16 protein-coding genes, 1 pseudogene, 1 riboswitch and 1 other annotated feature are annotated in these 19,665 nt (G+C 55.2%); of the genes and pseudogenes, 2 read left to right on the top strand and 15 right to left on the bottom strand.

The annotated features are described in order from the left end of the window. Positions 1 to 34: 34 nt before the first annotated feature. Together nrdE and nrdI are read right to left on the bottom strand one after the other, a co-directional pair. Positions 35 to 2,119, bottom strand: a complete 2,085-nt coding sequence (nrdE, locus tag KQX66_RS03560; protein WP_216789852.1) for a class 1b ribonucleoside-diphosphate reductase subunit alpha — start codon at positions 2,117 to 2,119, stop codon at positions 35 to 37. Then, the gene (nrdI, locus tag KQX66_RS03555) at positions 2,106 to 2,465 is read right to left on the bottom strand and encodes a class Ib ribonucleoside-diphosphate reductase assembly flavoprotein NrdI (RefSeq protein ID WP_216789849.1); all 360 of its coding nucleotides are present in this window, start codon (positions 2,463 to 2,465) and stop codon (positions 2,106 to 2,108) included. The genes nrdE and nrdI overlap by 14 nt, the downstream gene beginning before the upstream one ends. A 157-nt stretch (positions 2,466 to 2,622) precedes the next feature. After that, a riboswitch (cobalamin riboswitch) is annotated at positions 2,623 to 2,827 on the bottom strand. 252 nt (positions 2,828 to 3,079) lie between these two features. Here nrdI and KQX66_RS03550 point away from each other — a divergent pair. Together KQX66_RS03550 and KQX66_RS03545 are read left to right on the top strand one after the other, a co-directional pair. Beyond that, the gene (locus KQX66_RS03550) at positions 3,080 to 4,420 is read left to right on the top strand and encodes an SCP2 sterol-binding domain-containing protein (RefSeq protein ID WP_216789847.1); all 1,341 of its coding nucleotides are present in this window, start codon (positions 3,080 to 3,082) and stop codon (positions 4,418 to 4,420) included. A gap of 47 nt (positions 4,421 to 4,467) precedes the next feature. Next, the gene (locus KQX66_RS03545) at positions 4,468 to 5,043 is read left to right on the top strand and encodes a TetR/AcrR family transcriptional regulator (protein WP_216789845.1); all 576 of its coding nucleotides are present in this window, start codon (positions 4,468 to 4,470) and stop codon (positions 5,041 to 5,043) included. A gap of 138 nt (positions 5,044 to 5,181) precedes the next feature. Here the strand turns inward: KQX66_RS03545 and KQX66_RS03540 are convergent, their stop codons facing one another. From KQX66_RS03540 to KQX66_RS03480, 13 genes and pseudogenes are all read right to left on the bottom strand, one after another. Beyond that, positions 5,182 to 5,967, bottom strand: a complete 786-nt coding sequence (locus KQX66_RS03540; RefSeq protein WP_216789843.1) for an arylamine N-acetyltransferase family protein — start codon at positions 5,965 to 5,967, stop codon at positions 5,182 to 5,184. A gap of 279 nt (positions 5,968 to 6,246) precedes the next feature. Continuing rightward, a complete protein-coding gene (locus tag KQX66_RS03535; protein WP_216789841.1) occupies positions 6,247 to 7,302 on the bottom strand; it encodes an RNA-guided endonuclease InsQ/TnpB family protein in 1,056 nt (351 codons plus the stop codon). 4 nt (positions 7,303 to 7,306) lie between these two features. Then, positions 7,307 to 7,705 carry an IS200/IS605 family transposase gene (tnpA, locus tag KQX66_RS03530; RefSeq protein ID WP_216789839.1) on the bottom strand — a complete coding sequence of 133 codons (399 nt, stop codon included), beginning with the start codon at positions 7,703 to 7,705 and terminating at the stop codon, positions 7,307 to 7,309. Positions 7,706 to 7,811: 106 nt separating this feature from the next. Next, a pseudogene (locus KQX66_RS03525) lies at positions 7,812 to 8,057 on the bottom strand (GNAT family N-acetyltransferase); the annotation flags it as partial. Between the two features lie 36 nt (positions 8,058 to 8,093). Next, a complete protein-coding gene (locus tag KQX66_RS03520) occupies positions 8,094 to 9,005 on the bottom strand; it encodes an SDR family oxidoreductase (RefSeq protein WP_216789837.1) in 912 nt (303 codons plus the stop codon). A gap of 177 nt (positions 9,006 to 9,182) precedes the next feature. Then, a complete protein-coding gene (ileS, locus tag KQX66_RS03515) occupies positions 9,183 to 12,263 on the bottom strand; it encodes an isoleucine--tRNA ligase (RefSeq protein WP_216789835.1) in 3,081 nt (1,026 codons plus the stop codon). A gap of 44 nt (positions 12,264 to 12,307) precedes the next feature. After that, positions 12,308 to 12,563: a binding site (T-box leader), on the bottom strand. A gap of 115 nt (positions 12,564 to 12,678) precedes the next feature. Further along, the gene (locus KQX66_RS03510) at positions 12,679 to 14,193 is read right to left on the bottom strand and encodes an SMI1/KNR4 family protein (RefSeq protein ID WP_216789832.1); all 1,515 of its coding nucleotides are present in this window, start codon (positions 14,191 to 14,193) and stop codon (positions 12,679 to 12,681) included. A gap of 41 nt (positions 14,194 to 14,234) precedes the next feature. Then, on the bottom strand, positions 14,235 to 15,542 hold the full coding sequence (locus tag KQX66_RS03505; RefSeq protein ID WP_216789830.1) for an SMI1/KNR4 family protein: 1,308 nt from the start codon (positions 15,540 to 15,542) through the stop codon (positions 14,235 to 14,237). Positions 15,543 to 15,558: 16 nt separating this feature from the next. After that, entirely contained in the window at positions 15,559 to 16,254 is a 696-nt protein-coding gene (locus KQX66_RS03500; RefSeq protein WP_216789827.1) for a DUF4274 domain-containing protein, read from the bottom strand. A 1-nt stretch (position 16,255) separates the two neighbouring features. After that, the gene (locus tag KQX66_RS03495) at positions 16,256 to 17,233 is read right to left on the bottom strand and encodes a phosphotransferase enzyme family protein (protein ID WP_216789825.1); all 978 of its coding nucleotides are present in this window, start codon (positions 17,231 to 17,233) and stop codon (positions 16,256 to 16,258) included. Positions 17,234 to 17,333: 100 nt separating this feature from the next. Further along, entirely contained in the window at positions 17,334 to 17,888 is a 555-nt protein-coding gene (locus KQX66_RS03490; protein WP_216789822.1) for a hypothetical protein, read from the bottom strand. Between the two features lie 171 nt (positions 17,889 to 18,059). Continuing rightward, positions 18,060 to 18,395 carry an antibiotic biosynthesis monooxygenase family protein gene (locus KQX66_RS03485; protein WP_010497341.1) on the bottom strand — a complete coding sequence of 112 codons (336 nt, stop codon included), beginning with the start codon at positions 18,393 to 18,395 and terminating at the stop codon, positions 18,060 to 18,062. Positions 18,396 to 18,456: 61 nt separating this feature from the next. Then, positions 18,457 to 19,554 carry a GerAB/ArcD/ProY family transporter gene (locus tag KQX66_RS03480; protein WP_216789820.1) on the bottom strand — a complete coding sequence of 366 codons (1,098 nt, stop codon included), beginning with the start codon at positions 19,552 to 19,554 and terminating at the stop codon, positions 18,457 to 18,459. Positions 19,555 to 19,665: the final 111 nt, after the last annotated feature.

The following is a 19,665-nucleotide window of genomic DNA, read 5'->3' as shown; positions in this document are numbered from 1 at the left end:
TCCTCTCTCTTGCCTTGCTCGAATGCTGTCGTCGTTACACGGAGCAGCTTATGCATTCTTCCATCGTCAACCGGTTCGTCCGGGTATAGTACAGCGACTTCAAGCCTTTGCGGGCGGCATAAATGTAATACCGTGCCAGCTGTCTCGTCGTCACGTCGCTGTTGACATGCAGCACGGTCGAGATGCCTTGGTCGACGTGCGCCTGAATTTCCGCGATCAGATCCAGCACCTTGAACTGGTCCATCTGATAGGCGGACTTGTAATAGAAGAAGTTGTCCCGGTTCATATACGGCATCGGGTAATACGTCGTCGAATTCGCATACGTCCGCGTCTCGATCGGCTCGACGATCGGCATGATACTGGAGGTCGCATTTTGAATATACGAGATGCTTTGCGTCGGGGCAATCGCCAGCCGGTAGGCATGATACAGCCCATGCGTGCGGACGGCCTCCTGCAGCACCCGCCAATTCTCGGGAGAAGGAATCGCCATTTGCCCGAACAGTTCCTTAACCTTCTCCGTTACCGGCCGGTAATCCGTACTCGTGTAACGGGCGAAATAACTGCCGTCGGCGTAATCCGACCGCTCGAAGCCTGCGAACGTAACGCCTGTCTTCTTTGCCGTCTCCATGCTGGCTTCCAGCGAATAGAAATTCATCATCATGAAGAAGGTACGTACAAAATCTTTAGCTTCTTCGCTTTCGTACGCGATCTTGTTCTTCGCCAGGAAGCCGTGCAAATTCATCGCACCGAGCCCGACCGAATGCATCTCGCGGTTCGCTTTCGCCACGCCCGGGGCATTGGCGACATGGGTCATATCGCTGACCGCCGTTAACGCCATGATCCCTTCGTAGACCGATTCGCGTATTTTGCCCTGCTCCATCACGTTCACAATGTTAAGCGAAGCCAGATTGCAGCTGATATCGCGCCGGATGATGTCCGGCTGCCCGTAATCGGCAATCTCCGACGTTTCCTGAAGCTGGAAAATTTCCGTGCACAGGTTCGACATTTTGATCGAGCCGATATTTTTAAGTGCATGCGCCCGGTTGGCGTTGCTTTTGTTCATCATGTACGGGTACCCGGATTCGAGCTGCACCGTCGCGATCTTTACGAGCATGTCGCGCGCGCCCATGACCGCTTTCTTGCGCACCCGGTCGTCGGCCAGCAGCCGGTCGTACATCTCGTCCATGTCCATGTCGTCGAGATGCGTCCCGTAGGCCTTCCAAACGGAGTATGGCGCGAATACGTGAAGCGGCTCGTTCTCCTCGGCCAGCCGGTAGAACCGATTCGGAACGATCAGTCCAATCGAAAGCGTCTTCAGACGGCTTTTCTCGTCCGCATTAATCTTCTTGCTGTCCAGAAACTCCATGACGTCCCAGCCGAAAATATTGTAATAGGCCGCGCCGGAGCCTTTGCGCTGTCCCATCTGATCGGCGTACGAGAACGCGTCCTCCATCAGCTTCAGCACCGGCATGATGCCTTTGGCGGCACCTTCCACGCCTTTGATCGGCTCTCCGCGCCCGCGCAGCTTGGACAGGTTCACCGCGACGCCGCCGCCGATTTTGGACAGCTGCATGCACGTGGCGAGCACGTAGTTGATCGAATTGAGCGAATCGTCCATCTCCAGCAAAAAGCACGACACCATCTCGCCGCGCCGGCTTTTTCCGGCATTGAGGAACGTCGGCGTCGCCGGCTGCAGCCGCTGCTCCATCATCGATGCCGCCAAGGCCCGTGCGGTGTCCGCATCGCCGCGTCCGAGATACAGCGCGACGATCGCCACGCGGTCGGGATAATGCTCGAGGTAGAGCGAGCGGTCGTTGCTTTTCATCGCATAATCCGTATAAAATTTCGACGCCGCCATGTACGACTGGAACTGGAAGCCGTAGCTGTGCGTAATCCGGTAGACGTCCTCGACCTCTTCCGGCGAATAGCGGTCGTACACGTTCTCGTAGTAGTCGTTGTCGATCATATAACGGACCTTTTCAGCCGTATCGGCGAAACGGATGCTGCTGCGTTCCGCCTCTTCCATAAACGCCCGGACCGCCTCCCGGTCCTTCTCCAGTTGAAAAAATCCGTCCGCTTCCCGCCGCATCAGCTGGTTGTTCAATTCAATATGCCGCAACGGTGCCCACCTCGCTTCTAAACGTTTCTACATCGCGCTTCGTCCCTGCAAGCTCGAATTTGCCCAAAACCGGCACACGGTACATGGATGCAATCCGATCGGCGCTCTTGGCGAAGCCTTCGCCCCAATTGCGGTTGCCGCTGGCGGCGACCCCAAGCAGCCGGCTGTGATTGCGCTCAAGAAAAGCGGCCGTTTTCTCCGGAACCTGACCGAAGCCGGTCGTATACGTAACAAGGACGAAAGGCTCGTCCATCTGCATGTTCTCCTCGATTTGAACCGATGGCATATTCAGCTTACCGATAAATCTCCGCACATTCCCCGTTCTGGAGTCGTACGCAATCAGCATGGGTTCTCGTCTCCTTTTTTCTCTCCCGCCAACGCCTCGGGCCCGGCAAAAAAAGACGCCGCCGGCCCGCGGAACGGACCGAATGCGTCTCAAAAACAGCATGTAAATAAACATGCTGTCTAAGCACGATGCCGGACACGTTCCTATCTCCGTAGGACGGGTGTCGAATGAACAGGCAGGTCTCCTGGCTCGGGGTCATCGCTCCCTCCCCCTTCCCGGCCATACATGCGACAAGGCCAGTGGGCGAACTCGGAGGGACACTCTTCCTTACAGTGGCGGGACCGCGCCGGCTTTGCACCGGACTTCCCTATTAAGCCTGTCCGCGTCTCTAGCGGAAAGGCGCCTGTCCAATCACGATATGTAGATGATAGTTTCAAATCTATATCAAGATATTGTGTTTGTCAAGACTAATGCTCACGGCTTGAACAGCGGTCTGCGGGTGATTTTTGGGGCATATTCGGCCCCGCCAGCGTCCTGGTGCGGGTTCCGCAAATGTGGATATTTATTGACCGTTTTAAATATGATGATTATAATATTTATGATGATCATCATATTTAAAACGTCGATCCGGGTTCTACATTTTCGTTTTTGGAACGAAAGGAGCTATAATGATCATGAGTAGAAAGCTCGAAGACCACCCTACCGTCCGCCAGCACCTTGCCAAACAGCCTCCTTCCGGCACGTCCCGGGAAGCGGCCCTCGATGCCGCCTGGCTGCGCAAGCTTTGCCTGGAAGCGGGGGCTGATGACGTCGGCTTCGTCGCGATCGACCGGTCCGAGCTGGACGGGCAGCGCCACGAAATACGCGAGCTGCTGCCGGATGCCGGTCTGCTGATCAGCTTCGTGTGCCGAATGAACCGCGAGCCGGTCCGGTCTGCGGCCCGCTCCGTCGCCAACGCGGAATTTTATCACGTGCACGACCGCATCACGCATGTCGGGCATGAGATTGTATCCCGTCTGGAGGAGATGGGCATCAAAGCGGTGAACCCTCCGATGGGCTTCCCCATGGAGGTAGCCAGGGACGGCAAGCAATGGGTCATTTCGCACAAGCCGATCGCCGTGGCGGCCGGACTCGGTCAAATGGGCATTCACCGCAATGTCATTCATCCGAAATTCGGCAATTTCATTTTGCTCGGGACCATCGTGACTGACGCCCGCATTTCGGAGGAGTCGAGGCCCATCGACTACAATCCGTGCCTGGAATGCAAGCTCTGCGTCGCCGCCTGTCCCGTCGGCGCTATCGAACCGGACGGACACTTCAATTTTTCGGCCTGCTACACGCACAACTACCGGGAATTTTCGGGCGGGTTCACCAACTGGATCGAGACGATTGCGGACAGCAAAAACGCCAAAGCGTACCGCTCCAGAGTCGAAGACGGAGAAACGGCCTCCATGTGGCAGAGCTTATCGTTCGGCGCCAATTACAAGGCCGCCTACTGTATGGCCGTCTGTCCCGCAGGAGAAGACGTCATCGGCGCGTTCTGGAACAACCGCAAGCAATTCCTGGAGGACATCGTCAAGCCGCTGCAGAACAAAAAAGAAACGATCTATGTCGTTCCAGGTTCCGATGCCGAGCAGCATGTCGTCCGCCGTTTTCCGCACAAGCGGGTGAAGCGGGTAAGCAACGGGCTGCGTTCGAAGTCCGTCCGATCTTTTTTGAAGATGCTCCCGCTGTTCTTTCAGCGCCATCAGGCCAAGGACTTGAACGCAACGTATCATTTTACCTTTACCGGTCAAGAAGAAGCGAAAGCAACGGTTGTGATCAAACAGCAGACGATTACCGTAACAGAGGGGCATACCGGGGAAGCAGATTTCGAGCTGACCGCAGACAGCGGGACCTGGATTCGCGTCCTTGGAAAGACGGAGCATCCACTTCCAGCTATGCTGCTTCGCAAAATCCGGACGAAAGGCCCGCTCAAGCTGCTTACGGCGTTCCGCAAATGCTTTCCTTCGTGACATCAGGGAGAATACATAAATTATCGTTAGGCGTGGTGAAACGTAAGATGCCTTATACCAAAAAACATAAAATGAATATCCGGCATAAAATTGTGCAAAGCGCTTCGCAGGCGTTCCGGGCGAGCGGGATCAAAGCGGTCAGCGTGCCGCAAATTATGAGCGGGGCCGGACTGACGCACGGCGGCTTCTACGCCCATTTCGACAGCAAGGAGCAGTTGGTCGCGGAAGCCTGCAAAAGCGCGATGGAAGACACCGTCACCCGGCTCGGCTCTGTCGCGGAACAGGCGTCAGACGAGGAGAAGCTATACGTCGTGATCGAGTCATACTTGAGCGCGGCCCACCGCGACTCGTCGGAGCAAGGGTGCATCATGCCTGCCCTGGCGGGCGAAATCGCCCGGTCTTCCGAGGACATCCGCGAAGTGTTCACCGAAGAGGTCTCCCGCTTTCTCTCCTTCGTCTCGGGACTTGCCGGTCAAGACGAGGACAAAAGCATCGCGCTGACCGCAACCATGGTCGGCTCGATTTTGCTGGCCCGTTCCGTCAACGATCCGGAGCTAAGCGACAAAATTTTGCGCGCATGTCGAGCCGACTTAAAGCAAAGAACTGCCGACCCCGTTTCTTAGCGGTGCGGCAGTTCTTTTTTATTTCATTAATTATTAATATTACTAATTATATGTAGCATTAACTATATTTTTGTCATGATCACGAAGTATTTAAACCATCTTTGGATTTTTTGTCGAAGGCTCATACGTCCCCCTCCTTTATTCCAAAATAATGCCAAAATGAGTGCGCAGCGCTTCGGCGTACTCTTCTTTTGTCTGCGGGGTAAAGGTCTCGACGCCGTCCGCGGTGAAAATCCGGAACTCCTCCCCGGCCAATGTCTTCCGCCCGTCCCGGGTACGAATCGCCGCCCTGGCATGGTTGATGAAGACCGAGTCGGGAGCGTTCTCGCACCAATAGCTCGCCATGATGAAGTCCTTAGGCAGCTGCGGTTCTTCGGTAAAGGAATACAGCCAGCACCATTGCCCATCCTTCAGCTCGCTGAGCACCCAACCGTAGTAGGGGTCGCGTTCCATCCGGTAGCATTCGTCTCCCTGCTGATGCTCCAGTCCCTCGATGAGCTGGACGGGCCAGCGTGGCACAATCCCGCCTACTCCCACATCGCATAGATACGTCGCCCCTTCCGCCTCGACCTTCAGCACCTGATGGCGGCGCTTGGGGGGCGGGGCCGGCTCGTCGCGCCAGAAGCGGGCTACGAAATCCGCGACCGGGTATCCCAGCTCCCGCAGCAGCCAGCCGAAGAGCGCGTTCAGCTCGAAGCAGTATCCGCCGCGGCCACGAACGACAATTTTGTCGATCAGATCCTCGACTTCCAATGACAGCGGAATGCGACGCACAATATCCAGGTTTTCGTAAGGCACCGAATGAATGTGGCATTCTTGCAATTCGGCCAGCACGGCCGCGCTTCCATCCAGCGGGCCTTCGTATCCGATTCGCTCCAGATAAGCTCTTACTTCCGGCCTTACATCATGGCGGCGGTCGATCATCGTCTAAACTCCACTCCTTGTCGGCATGAGATGACGTAAGTGAAGTAATGTATTCGAGGAGCATCCTCAAATATCCTTTTTTTTCCGTATGATGCCGATCAAGAAAAGAGTGCTAGTTGAACTTTTTAATATAATTTTTTTGGTCCTTTTTGAGCCTCCAACACGGCTAAATCCGAGGGATTCTTAGCTAGTTAACGCACGCAGGCCATTTCTGTTTTGTGCAGACTGCTAAGTTAAGAGCTAGCTCATTAGCTCATCCTAGATCAGAGGTATAGCTATCTAGGCTGATAGACTGTTACCATCTATCACAGGTTGGCGCATGATGTTGATGGCTCCAACTCTGTCGCGGTGTGCGCGATACCCGCATGAACATTGATACGTTCGGTCCATTGCCTTGGTCCGTTTCTCGCAGTTTGGACACGTTTGGGAGGTGTAGGCAGAATTGACTTCGATGATGTTGATCCCGGCCAATGCCGCTTTGTATGCGATAAACATTTGCAATTGATAGAACGTCCAGTTATGCAAGTTTTTAGCGTTTTTACGACTTGTTCTTGTCGTTTGGCGAAGGTTCGTCAGCTTTTCCATCTTGATGACCGACACTTGTTCTTCGATCGCCATGTTCACAATCTTACGGCTGATTTTGTGGTTTTGGTCTTTGATGTAGCGATGTTCTTTATTTTCTTGCTTACGAATCGCAGACAGTTTCTTTAACTTGCCCATCTTTCTTCTTCGCTCTTTATATTTGCGGCGAATGTACTTGTTCTGTCTGCCGTTGCCAACAAATTTCGTCTTACCTGTTGAGGTGACAACAACGGCAGGGATTTTTAAGTCCAAGTCAATTCCCATCATGACATCGCCCGTTGTTTGTTCTGTCTTTCTTTCAACAGAAATTTGTACGTACCACTTGCCCGACTTCTCAACCATTTTTAAAAGGCCAAGCTTGCCGCTGGATAGAAAACGTTGTTCGCGTTCCGTTACACGGGCCGAAATCTTCAGTCGCTGTGCCTTTCCGTCCAACATAACAGGAAATGCAACGCTATGGTCCCCAAGTGAATAGTTCTGGTTATTTACGTAGTAGGCTCTGCGCTTGAGAACCGGACGTTTTCCTTGCTTTTTCGTCTTTTTATGAATGCTTCGCGCATCTCGAATAGCTTGGTTCTTTACTGCGGATGGAAGTTTGGCATCGACATCCTTGGAGGTGAGCTTTGGAAATGTACCCAATTCTTCCGCTTGTTCGGTTAGGAGATTGACCGTTTTGATGTATTCGCCCCCCATCTCCTTCTGCAGGGAAACATCGTTTGGGAATATTCGAATTTGAACGGTTACGGTTTGCATGGCTTCACCCCCTTGTCTTTTGTTCTTCCACATAACGTTTGATGGTTTCGCTCGAAACATTCTCTGCCGTGCTGACAAAATAGGAACGTGTCCAAAGGCTTGGCAGATGCTTCAAGTGCTTAAATTCTTGACGCAAAAATCGCGAGGTCGCACCTTTCAATTTTACCATAATGTCCGCTGGAGAATCCGTTGGTCGCACATTTAAGAATAGATGCACATGATCGGGCATGACTTCCATCGCAACCATAAGCCAATCGTTTTCCTGACACAGCTCTTGCACAAGCTCTTTAAATCGCGCTTCTACTTGATTCACAAGTACCTTTCTTCGGTATCGCGGGCAAAACACAAAATGATAGTTGATGAGTGATACGGTTGTTGCCGTTCTTCTATATTCTTCTCTCATACGCCGATTGTATCAGTCTAAACATACAACTGCAACAAGATGAAAGAATGTAGGATAATGAAGCTGGCTAAAGACAGCCCTTGTCCTAAGCCGATTCATCCCATGTCTAAAGGTAAGGGCTTTCTCGGCTAAGGTCTGTAAAAACATATCCTCTTCGTTCGTAGAACCGGTGGGCGTGAATCCGGCTCGGATGGGACAGCAACTTAATTCCGGAAAACCCGCTGGTTTCCGCCCAATCTTCAAGACTCTGGATCAGCATACCACCAACACCTTGGTTTCGGTACTTTTCTTTGACTACAAACCCCAAAATGTTGAGCAGCGAGTCGGAAAAAAGCAAATAGTACGAGCTTCCACCTCGCCTTGCGGGAATACATTTCATTCTAACCGATTAACGGTACCCGGTGACATCTGCCGGTTTTCCCGCGTCCTGCACCTCGACGATATACCGCCAGCAATCCGGCCGGGAGCCGTCCAGATCATGGAACCCGTACACTTGCGCAAGCTGGCCGCTCGACAAGGACTGGCCGTTCCACCGGGACACCTTCGGGTCGGCCGCCAGCGCGGCAATGGCCCGGCCTACAAACCGCGGCGTTTCCGAGATCATAAAATGCGGTTCTTTCGAAGCGGCGTCGCGCCAATTCTCTTCCTTCACCCCGAAATGCTCCAACATAATTTCGGAGCGCATCCAACCGGGAGTCACTGCCACCGCCGTACATTGGTGAGGCGCAAGCTCATGGGCCAAGGACCGGGCCATGCGAATGGCGGAAGTTTTGGCCAAATCGTAAAACAGCGACAGCCGGTAGTTTTGACGGTTGTATTCTTCCGTGCCGTCGGTCATTTCAACGACCAGTCCGTTGCCGCTGCGGATTAATAAGGGAAGCGCAAAATGGCTCGTAATGATATGCGTATCGACCGCCAGCCGCAGCATGCGCAACCCTCCTTCGAGGGACTGCTCCCATACGGGCACGTTCCATTGCACCAAGTACTCGGAGCCCCAAATGTCGTTGACCAGGATGTCCAGCCGCCCCTGTTCCTGTTCTATTCGTGCGACCAGATCCCGGACCTGGTCCGGTTCAAGATGGTCCACTTGAACCGCGATTCCTTTGCCGCCCGCGCGATTGACAAGCTCGGCCGTCTCTTCGATCGTCTCGGGCCGGTTATACTCGGAGCGTTTCGCCCGGGTCGTCCGGCCGGTGACATAAACCGTGGCTCCGGAGGCTCCCAATTCAATCGCAATGCCTCGGCCTGCACCGCGCGTAGCGCCGGCAACCAAAGCCACCTTTCCATGCAAAGACTTCATCGTTGATTCCTCCCTGGTCGTTGATTCCTCCCTCATTGTAAACAAGCAAACCTGTCAACATACGTCATATATAAAACTCTCCCACTAAAAAAGAAACGGCACAAAGCGTCAAGACGTCTCGCATCTTGATGCTTCGTGCCGTATATCTCCCCTCTGCTTCAAGCAAAAGCAGTTGGATTACTCAATACGCAGACCGATCGTGCGCTCTCCTAATGAAACGGATTCCATCCCGCTTTCCTTGGCATACCGGACGCCGGACAGCAGCACGTTGTCCCGCAGCACATGATCGAACCGCTCCAGCGCTTCCTTGAGCTGCGGATCGACGTCGAGCACGAGCGCGACGCGCTTTTCGATCGGCAGCTCCAGCTTTTTGCGGGTATCCTGCACGGCGCGGATGATCTCCCGAACAAGCCCCTCCTGCTCCAGCTCTTCGGTGATCTCCGTATTTAAAGCAACGGTAATTCCATAGCCGGAAGCGGACGCGAAGCCGGCTTTGGCTTGTTTATCCACGAGCAGTTCGTCGAGCGTAAGATGAAGCGTCTCTCCGTCGACCGCCACATCCAGGAAGCCCGCGACGACGGCTTGCTTCGTTTCCGCGGCGGACAGCTGCTTCAGACGGCTTTGCACCGGTCCGACGAATTTGCCGTATTTTTTGCCGGCCACCTTCAGATTCAGCTTCAAGCTGAAGTCCACGAACCCGCTGTCGCTTTGCTCCATGCGGATGTCCTTAACGTTGATCTCCTCTTTGACGATATCCGCGTACCGGCTCAGATGGAAGTCCCGGTCCAGCGAAACGATTAGCTCCGCCAGCGGTTGGCGGGTTTTGATCCCGGTTTCGTTCCTGACGCTGCGCGCCAGCTCGACGATTTGCCGCGCGGTTTCCATATCCCGCTCAAGTATCGTATCCACCGCGGAATCGCTCACCTTCGGGTAATCCGCGAGATGAACGCTTCCCTCACCGCCAAGGTTGCCGTAGATGTCTTCAGCGATAAGCGGCGCATAGGGAGCGACCATGGCTGCCAGCGTCAAGAGCGCTTCGCGGAGCGTCTGGTACGCGGACACTTTATCTTCGGTCATGCCGCTGGCCCAGAACCGGTCGCGGGAGCGGCGGATATACCAGTTGCTCAGCTCGTCGACGAACGCCTCAATCTGCTTCGCCGGATTCAGGAAGTCGTTATCGTCCAGCCCCTTCACGACCTGACGCAACGTGCTGTTCAGCCTCGACAGAATCCAGCGGTCCAGCTCGTTCGCGGAAGTCCGCAGCGGGTGCTCCTCCGGCTTATAGCCGTCGATCGCCGCATACAGCGCATAAAACGCATGCGCGTTATGGAGCGTGTCGATCACCTTCGATTTCGCTTCGGCGACGATTTGCTTGGAGAACCGCTTGCTGTTCCACGGCGCGCTGTCGGCCAGCAGCGCCCAACGGAACGCATCGGTGCCGAATTCCTCGATGATTTCCCAAGGATCGATGCCGTTGCCCTTGCTCTTGGACATCTTCTGCCCGTTCTCGTCCAGCACGTGTCCGGTCGAAATGACGGCTTTGTAAGGCGACTGCCCGTTGTACAGCGTCGAAACGGCCAGCAGGCTGAAGAACCAGCCCCGCGTCTGATCGATCCCTTCGCAGATCATATCCGCCGGGTACTGCTCGCGGAACAGCTGCTCGTCGCCGAACGGGTAATGGTACTGCGCAAACGGCATCGAGCCGCTGTCGAACCAGACGTCAATCACTTCCGGGGTTCTCTCCATCGTGCCGCCGCAGGTGCAGCGCAGCTTCACTTCGTCAACGTACGGCTTGTGCAGCTCCAGGCTCTCGTCAAGCGGCTGAATCGCCCGCTCCCGCAGCTCTTGCCGACTCCCCGGCGCGTGCTCTTGCCCGCAATCCTGACACAGCCAGACGTTCAGCGGCGTCCCCCAGTAGCGGTTGCGGCTGATGTTCCAATCGACGAGCTCTTCGAGAAACTTGCCGAAACGCCCTTCGCGGAGGTGGGAAGGGTACCAGTTGATCTTGCGGTTGTTCTCGATCAATTGGTCCTTGACCGCCGTCGTCCGGATGAACCAGCTTTCCATCGCATAGTACAGCAGCGGCGATTTGCAGCGCCAACAGAACGGGTAGCTGTGCTCGTAGCGCTCCTTGGAAAACAGCAGGCTACGCTCGGACAAGCTTTTCACGATATCGACGTCGCAATCTTTGACGAAGCGCCCGGCGAATTCCGTCACCTGCTCGGTGTAGCGGCCGGCCAGATTCACGAGGTTGACGTAATCCAGCTCGTGCCTGCGGGTCGTCCGGTAGTCGTCCTCCCCATGCGCGGGAGCCGTATGCACGATACCGGTCCCGCTCGTATCGCTCACGTAATCCGCATCGACGACGATATGCCCTTTGACCGGACGAACATAGCCGAAAGGCGGCTCGTAAGGGGTGCCGACGAACTCCGATCCTTTATGCACAGACACAACTTCATAGTCCGTCTTGAACACGTTCTCGGCGAGCTTCTCCGCGACGACATACACTTCGCCGTTGTACTTGACCTTCGCATAGTCGATGTCTTTATTCACGGCAAGCGCCACGTTGGACGGCAGCGTCCACGGAGTGGTCGTCCAGGCGAGGAAGATTTCGTCTCCGCGTTTGCTTTTGAATTTTACGGTTGCGCTCAAGTCCTTGACATCCTCATAGCCTTGCGCCACTTCATGGGAGCTGAGCGTCGTCTGGCAGTCCGGACAATACGGGCTGACCCGGTGGCCTTTGTACAGCAGCCCTTTGCCGTGGATCACGGACAAAAGGTGCCAGACGCTCTCGATATATTCGTTGGTCAGCGTCACATACGGATGGTCCATATCCGTCCAATACGCGATCGCCTCGGTCAGCTCCCGCCACTGCTTCTCGTATTCGAATACGCTGCTTTTGCATTTTTCGACAAATTCGGCCACACCGTACTTCTCGATCTCCTGCTTGCCCGAGATGCCGAGCTGCTTCTCGACGCCCAGCTCGACCGGAAGTCCGTGCGTGTCCCAGCCGGCTTTGCGGACGACGCGGTAGCCGGACATCGTTTTGTACCGGCAGATAAAATCTTTCACGACGCGCCCGAGCACATGCCCGATATGCGGCGAGCCGTTGGCTGTCGGGGGCCCTTCGTAGAACACGAAATTCGGCCGTCCGGCCCGGCTCTCGATCGATTTGCGGTGCGTTTCGTCCCGCTTCCACTGCTCCAGCACACGAAGCTCGCGGACTCTTGCTTTTTCTTTCACGTCGACTTTTCTCACAGGTCTCATCCTTTCTTCTTGAAAAACAAAAAAATCCCGCCCCGTAAAGGGACGAGATTTGCTCTCGCGCTACCACCCTTGTTCCGCAGCAATCATCATGAAACATGATTCCGCGGCACCTCTACGACGTACCATCATACGCGTCCCTTGTAACGGCGGGATCCCGGGGCTGCTTACTGAAGCTTCAGCATTCCTTCTCGGAGAGGATGTTCGGCTAATTCTTGAACGTTGGCTTTCAGCACAGGGCCAACTCTCTGGGGAACAAGGGATTAGCGTACTCGTTCTCGTCAATGAATTTAATAGGAAATTCAATTAGTACAGTTGTACACCAGTTTCAACCAAATGTCAACAGGGTTGCTCATCGCATACATCCCTTTTCACAGCCGGATCAAGCCGCGGAGCGCAAATAGATGGGTCAACACGTCCTCATGCAGTCCCAAGAGCGGATTGACCGCCCTCCAGCCGTACAGGACAAGCTTCGCTTGATCAGCACGTTGGCCGACTCGCTTTTCGGACCGCCCGCGGCGAAGGCTTCCGCCATGGCTTTCCACTTGTTAAGCGAAAATCGGGACACGCACGCTTTCGAGTACAGGCACTCTTTAAGACGATCGAGAAAAACAAGCGTTTTCTTCTTGATCTCCTCCTTGCACTCCTCGTTCTCGTTCTCGGTCTCCCGCTTCAGCTCCGTCATGACCTGCCGGAATTCGCCGGCCAAGACGCCGTCAAGCCGCTCAACGAACGCTTCGACCGCCTGCTCCATCTTGTCCTGCCATTCGATCCCGTAGACAAAATCGGCAAAGTCGGCCGCGGCCAAATACATATAGTTGTAGGACGGCTTCAGTCCGTCCTCCTCGTCATATTCCTGGTCGTCCCGGTCCCAAAAGTAGACGCAGCCTCGATTCGCCCCCGTCAGCGCCAAGCATACAAAGCTGCCCCTGGGAGTGGTTGCTATTGGCAGCAGCTCGCCCGGAATGATGCCTCCCCGATTCAACTCGACGAAAAAACGCTCCAAGTTTCTTTCGACGGCAGCGTCCAGCGGCAGATAGTACATCGCATGCGAGCTGATGGCCGCGTTCAATACGGTAAACCGCCGCTTCTCCGGCCGGCCCCCGTTCCGGCGCAGCAGAAAAGCCTTGTAATCCTGCGGAAGCGCCAGCCCGTACTTCCGCTCGAACGCGGCGATGTCCCCATCCGCAAGCGGCCACCCAGGCTTTTCTGCTTCGGCCTGCTCCGCAGAGCGGGCATCCGCCTCAGGCTCTGGTCTTCGGTCGTCGGTGACCGTCGCGGACGATGCGGCGCCTTCCGCGGGAGGGAGCTGCTCAGCCGAAGGAAACGACGCCGAAGCCGTGAGCTCGAAGCTTTCATCTTCGAACCAATCGGCGGCATCCGTTTCCAGCAATTGGTTAGACTGCTGCAAAAACTCAATAAAGCTTCCGGCCGCATAATAAACACAATCCGGATCGTGCTGGTACACGATAATTTGCCCGTATGTTCCTGTGGGTGCCGGGTCCGCATCGTAGTAGACCAAGGTCGATCCGTTCAAGGTCGCGAAGGGAAACCAGTATTTGTGCTCGTCATAAGGCTTGATGCGGGGGTCCCAGATTTCCCGTTCCGCTCCCCGAACCTCCCCGTCCGTCTCGTCGTCTTCGTCATGCTCCGCAAATTCCGGCCAATATTGCTCGCAAGTTTCCAGCGGTAAAAAATGAACGGGAATCGCCCCGTCCGGAAATACCGCTCCCCAGTAAGCGTGCCCCGAGCCGTTGGAAAAGCGGTAAAAATCTTTAAAATCCCGGTCAAAGCGAATTCCCGTTTTGTCCTCCAGGCGCCGGAGCTCGGATTCGCTTGCTCCTGGTTCCGGCGCGAACGGCTGCCCGTGCGCAGACAAGATTTGCTTCAAACGCTCGATCTGTAGGTTAAGCTGCGATCGCACATTCCGTTCCCCTTTGCCTCAGTCTCTTCGTCCTGCCTCCGTTACCGCCAATCGGCTAAATGCGCCGTTACCCGCCGAACCGCTTCCTTTTCCTTCTTCAGCACGGCTTCCCGCTCGGCCTTATCCAGCAGCCGGATAATTTCACCGCGACCCGGCTCGCCCTCCGGAGCTTCCCCTCTCGCGAACAGCTTGCCGAGTGCGGACAGCGCCGACTGCCGCATGGCCTCATGCCCGTCCAGCCAGCGGCAGACGTCCTCCCAATGGGGGGCAGAGGCTGCGAAAAGCTCGTCCCAGCCCCCGAACGGAAACGCGACGTGCGACTCCGCCCACCGGATGACGTCCCGGCTGTGGAAATACCGCAGCAAACCATTCGCGCTGTAGCCATCGATTTTGCTGCTCTGCGCCTCCAGCTCCAACCGGGCCAACACGCGTTCCAGCCCTTCGCTTCCCGGAAGGCAGCATGCCGACAAATACGCTCTGCTATAGTTCGACACTTCAACCGGAGGCCGGTCCGACCAGAGCGAACGCACCCATTCCGCCGCCGCTTCGCCAACGGTTTCTCCTATGTACCCGAACAGTTGATCCCGGTTCCCCCGGTACGTCTCCCGCTCCAGTCTGGACAGCCATGCCTCCAGCACGGCGTCAGGCTCATAGCGCGCAAGAGCTTCGCGCACCCCCGCATCCTCCGCTTCATGGAACGTAATATAGTCGATGAGCAGCGGCAGCTCCTTCGCCGCCTCCTCCAGTGTAAGCGTCAAATAGCGGTCCAGCCAGGCTTTCCATGCCTTCGCGTTCAGCCCGTCGACATCCAGACCATCCGGCCCGCAAAACGGCTCGTACGCACTGTCCTCCGCGCCGATGAAGGCCAGCTCCGTTACCCGCTCCACAAATTCGGTGAACGATGGGGCCAGCAGCAGAAACTCGCCCGTCTCATGTCCCCAGCTGACGACCGGCGGATCATCCGGATAGCCTTCAAGATCGAGCAGCACATAGTCCCCGTTGCCGGCTACATGAAAAGCAAGGTATCGCTTCTCCTCCTCCAGCTCGTCGTCGCCAAAATAGGGCCATTCGAACGCATCGAGACTCCACGCCAGCTCGCCGGACGACTCAAAAGGGGACAGCGTCTCCTTGTCGAAATACCAGTAAATCGTAACTTTTCCCGCTCCTTCGGCGATGATCCGGCGCACGGTCGGCGGCAGCCCGATTCCAAGGCGCGCCTCTGTTTCCCCCACGCGTTCCTCGTCCGCTTCCGGCTCGACGACCCATTCGCGCACCGTTGCGCCCTGCGCTTCAAGGCGCTTCAGCAGCGCGTCCCAGCGCCCGATCCATCCTTCTACTCTCTCCTTCATGCTTCTGCTTTCTCCTTTATATAGCCTTCAACTCCGGAAATCTTTCCAGCGTATAACGGATTAACGCGATGTACTGCCGCTCGTACTCATCCCCGCTCCTCTCGCGCTCCAGCCAGTAGTCTCCGTCCGCGAGATCGTATATTTCGTAAGCCGTCGCTTCCCGGCACTCCGGATGCCGCACAATCGCCTCGATCGGCTCCAGCTCGTCATCCCAGTTAAATCCCAGCACAAAAGCGTGCAGAAGCTCCGGCGTGTTCAACAGATGCAGCCGGGCCATGCGCTCCTCGTTCTCCGAATAAAGCAGAGCATCGACGAGCTCGCTTTCCGCCTCCGTCAGCGTTAACCGGAAAGTCCCTTTCGCGCCAAGCAGCAGGTCGGCAATTTCGGGATGATGTCTCGCCTTAAACCAAGGCGTATGCGTAATGCCCTTCGGATGGTCCAATTCGATGCCATGTGCGATCAACAGCTCCACCGCACGCTTATTGCCGAATTTGACTGCTTTTTCCAGCACCATTAAGCCGAGCTTGTCTTCCAGCTGCGGATCGGCTCCCTTGGCGAGCAAAAACGCAAACATCTCCATCGGCGCCTTTTGCGTAATGATATAATGCAGCGGAGTGCGGCCGAACTTGTCCTGCCCGTTCACATCGTCCGCTAACGCTGCGGCCTCAAGCTCCGCCATCGACCGGTTTTTGATCGCTTCAAACAACAGCATGTTATCCCCCTCCCAGAACCGGTTCGTCTTTCAGATAGTTTTCAAAATAGCTTTTCACTACTTTGGGGATAAGCTCGGATAGCGACGCATGCTCCGCAGGGTTACGGGCGAGAAAAGCGAAGTTGCGCAGAATCGCCCAGACGAAAAACAGGTCCAGGCTCTTCGCATCGATCTTCTGCATCTGCCGTTCCTCCCGGTAGGCGGACAAAAATTGGCGCCGGTTCTCCGGCGAAAGATGCAGAAACGTTTCGGCCACGTCAAACAGATAAAAGCCGTAGCCGCACGCGGAAAAGTCGATGGGCCTCGGAATGCCCTGATCGAAGACGTAGTTGCTTTCGTGCAGGTCCGAATGAATCAGCCCCCAGGTGGACTTGGCCACCGTTTGACGCTGTAGCCCGGCGGCGATTTTATGCGCGGTCCGCTCCAGGCAAACGTATGCTTCGTTCGAAATGACGTTTAGCTCCGGCAGCCGCTTTAACGGACCCGGCAGCGACAACACGTTGTCCGTATCATACACTGGCCGGGTGAACCCTGCGGGAGCGTTCCACTCCATCGCATGCCGATGCAGCGCGGCCATGAGTTGGGCCAGGCTTCGAGCTTCCCCGGTTGTCGGCTCCCTGTCCAGAAGCTCGCCATTCACCCACCGATGCAGCGTGACGACGATGCTTTCCCCGGATGCGTTGACGACTGCCTCTACGGTCAGCTCGTTGTCCCGGTTTCTTACCGGAGAAGGTACCGTCAAGGCCGTCTCCGCGGCTAACGCTTCGAGCCACAGCAGCTCCGATTCGACGGTCTTTTTGGAATGGCTTCCTCTTGCAGCATAATGCAGCTTCATCAGATAGTTCACGCTTTCCTGCTTCGTCTTCACCTGAAAGGTCACATTATCGCTCTTCCCCAAGTAAACGAGCCGCTCCCCATGAACCGGGAATTGCTTCAGAGCTTCCCTCGCGATGCTCTCATCGTCCCAATTGGCACCCATAACGAACCCTCCCAAAAGCTTCGATTCGTCTATCCTGCAAAAAAGAGGAGCCAGGCTCCTGAACGAAACCGACGCTCCTCAATGGACTGACTGGATTGACCTACTCTGCTTTGGTCGCTGTCGCTTCGGCCGGCGTTGGCACAGCAGCAAGCTCGAACGTCTGATTGCCGTTCACTTCGACGTTCTGAACCGCTCCGTTCGTGTTCACCCAGCCTCTCGCAAGCAGCGAGGCTTTGCCCGAATTGACGAAGATTCTCCCTAGATACACGCGCTCGCTGCACTTGAGATGGTTGCCAAAGTTGATATGGTACAGCCCTGTGGTATAGCCTTTCAGCGTAAAAGGCTTGCCCGGGATGATCGTGGAACCGATCTCCTGGTAGGACGTGCCTTCCGTCGTAAGCTTGGTGCCGTCCTGTTGATAAAAGGACACCGTAATATCGGCAGGCGTGCTGCCGGCATTGGATAATTGGAACGAAAAATCCAGAGACTTATCCGCGCTGCAATAATTGTTCGTCGGAATTTGGAAGGCGATTTCTTCAGGCAGCGGCGGCTGCTGTCCCGCCGTTTGGGACGGTCCTTCCGCAATCGCGGGTGCCATGATCATCAGACTTAGCGCCATCGTAGGCAGTAATACTTTTTTGAGCTTGCTTTTCATTTCCCGTACTCCTTTTGTCAATTCATTCCTCTCTACTGTAATGGAGCCCGCTCCGATTGTCCAGAGGGATTCCTTCCAGCATATGGACAGCAAAAAAAGCCTCAGCGCCCCGCGAGGAGCTTAAGCCGAAGCTTCGTTTCCGAATCGATAGAACGGACAGGAGCGGGCCCGTCACGCTTGCGCTTGCTGGCGATACGGCCCTTTGACCGTCTTCACTTCATAGTTTCCGTGGCTCGAGCTGAGGATATGCTCCGGCTTCGGCTTGCCTCTTGCCTGCCGGTGACCTTCGAGATGAACCTCGCTGGTCTCCCATTTCTTCCACGCTTCCTCAGATTCCCAGCGAATCATTACAATGACCTCTTCGTCGCCTTTTCTGGCCTTCTTGACGAGTACGCTCAAATCGATAAAGCCTTCGGATTTTTCAATGGCACCCTCTCCGCTGAAGCGCTGAACGACCAGATCCGAGGTTCCTTCTTTGACGATAATCGTTTTCATTTCAATAAACATGGAATCACTCCCCTAGATAAACTTACCATTTTATAATATTGATAAAGATTATCATTGTCAATTAACTGGCCGTCCTCCGGTACCGGTCGGCAGCCGCAACAAGCATCCATAGCAACAACGGAAACACGACGGCAAAGCCTGCTCCGAATTTGCCCATCCAATCGATCATTTTGTTGTTCGCGCGGAACGTCGGGTGATAAAAGCAATAAGACCCTACGAGCAGCAGCAAAAACACGATCAGATGCGGCCGATGGTCCTGCTTGCCCAGCATCCAGCTCGTGGAGTATACGCTGCAGAACGTAAAAGGAATCCACGTCAAAGCGATTAACAAAAGATACAGCGCGAGAAACACGATTTCAAACCGTTCGATGAAAGGAAATTCGACCACCTTCAGCAAGCTGATCACCGGTTCGTTGTATTGCGAGATCTCGTCCGGGCTGTAGAACACAAGACAAGTAAAGTCCAGCAGCAAGTAGACAAGCAAGGCCAGCGTATTGCCAGTAATCACCCCGATGGCCGCCCGGTTTTTCTTTTGCAGAAACGGATACAGCACAAAGGTCATTTCAAAGCCTAAAAAAGTAAACACCATCTCCGGCGTACCCTTCACCACCGGTTCCCACCCTTCCTTAAGCACGGGAAGCAGATGAAGCCACTCGGCGTCGCCAATCACGTAGATAAAAATCAAAGGCATCCAGCAGCAGATCAAAACAACGAACTCCGCAAATCTGCCATGGACCCGGACTCCGCTGCGGGCAATGAGCCAGAACGGAACGATCAGCAGTACGACGAGCAGAAGCTCCGACGTTTGCGGGAGCAGCCATGCTTTGACGTAGATCACCGTCCGGGAGAAAACGACGTATGAGAAAAAAGCAAAATAGAGAGCGACGACGATCGCGCCGGCCATCCCCGCCCATTTGCCCCAATAATTTGTCAGCAGATCAAGCAGCGTCCCGTCCGGGTAATGCTTCATGGCTTGGATGATAAACAGGCTGGCGGCCGTAATCAGAGCCCAGCCCAAGATCACCGATATCCAGTTGTCCGTCCCCGCGTACCGGGCCACATTCGCAGGAAACGGGAGAACGCCGATGCCAATTTCCGAAGTGAAAATGAGAAATATATATTGCCAAGTCGTAATTTCGTTAAAAGCATACTTTTTCATCCGCGAGGCCTCCGGGTTGGACGATCTTGATTAAGATGCCCAATTAAAGGAAAAACATGCGGTAAAGCCTGACTGTTCAAACTTTAGGCGGACAACAAGGTCCAGAATACG

Origin of the sequence: Paenibacillus oleatilyticus (assembly GCF_018998565.1) — a bacterium.
GTDB classification, from domain to species: Bacteria; Bacillota; Bacilli; order Paenibacillales; family NBRC-103111; genus Paenibacillus_G; species Paenibacillus_G oleatilyticus.
Note: the sequence above shows the minus strand (reverse complement) of the source record. Positions and strands in the feature narration are given on the sequence as shown.

Coding starts and splice junctions, on each gene's coding strand:
- nrdI (WP_216789849.1), bottom strand. CDS start 2,465: ATGCTGATTGCGTACGACTCCAGAACGGGGAATGTGCGGAGATTTATC.
- KQX66_RS03550 (WP_216789847.1), top strand. CDS start 3,080: ATGAGTAGAAAGCTCGAAGACCACCCTACCGTCCGCCAGCACCTTGCC.
- KQX66_RS03545 (WP_216789845.1), top strand. CDS start 4,468: ATGCCTTATACCAAAAAACATAAAATGAATATCCGGCATAAAATTGTG.
- KQX66_RS03540 (WP_216789843.1), bottom strand. CDS start 5,967: ATGATCGACCGCCGCCATGATGTAAGGCCGGAAGTAAGAGCTTATCTG.
- KQX66_RS03535 (WP_216789841.1), bottom strand. CDS start 7,302: ATGCAAACCGTAACCGTTCAAATTCGAATATTCCCAAACGATGTTTCC.
- tnpA (WP_216789839.1), bottom strand. CDS start 7,705: ATGAGAGAAGAATATAGAAGAACGGCAACAACCGTATCACTCATCAAC.
- KQX66_RS03520 (WP_216789837.1), bottom strand. CDS start 9,005: ATGAAGTCTTTGCATGGAAAGGTGGCTTTGGTTGCCGGCGCTACGCGC.
- KQX66_RS03505 (WP_216789830.1), bottom strand. CDS start 15,542: ATGAAGGAGAGAGTAGAAGGATGGATCGGGCGCTGGGACGCGCTGCTG.
- KQX66_RS03500 (WP_216789827.1), bottom strand. CDS start 16,254: ATGCTGTTGTTTGAAGCGATCAAAAACCGGTCGATGGCGGAGCTTGAG.
- KQX66_RS03495 (WP_216789825.1), bottom strand. CDS start 17,233: ATGGGTGCCAATTGGGACGATGAGAGCATCGCGAGGGAAGCTCTGAAG.
- KQX66_RS03490 (WP_216789822.1), bottom strand. CDS start 17,888: ATGAAAAGCAAGCTCAAAAAAGTATTACTGCCTACGATGGCGCTAAGT.
- KQX66_RS03485 (WP_010497341.1), bottom strand. CDS start 18,395: ATGTTTATTGAAATGAAAACGATTATCGTCAAAGAAGGAACCTCGGAT.
- KQX66_RS03480 (WP_216789820.1), bottom strand. CDS start 19,554: ATGAAAAAGTATGCTTTTAACGAAATTACGACTTGGCAATATATATTT.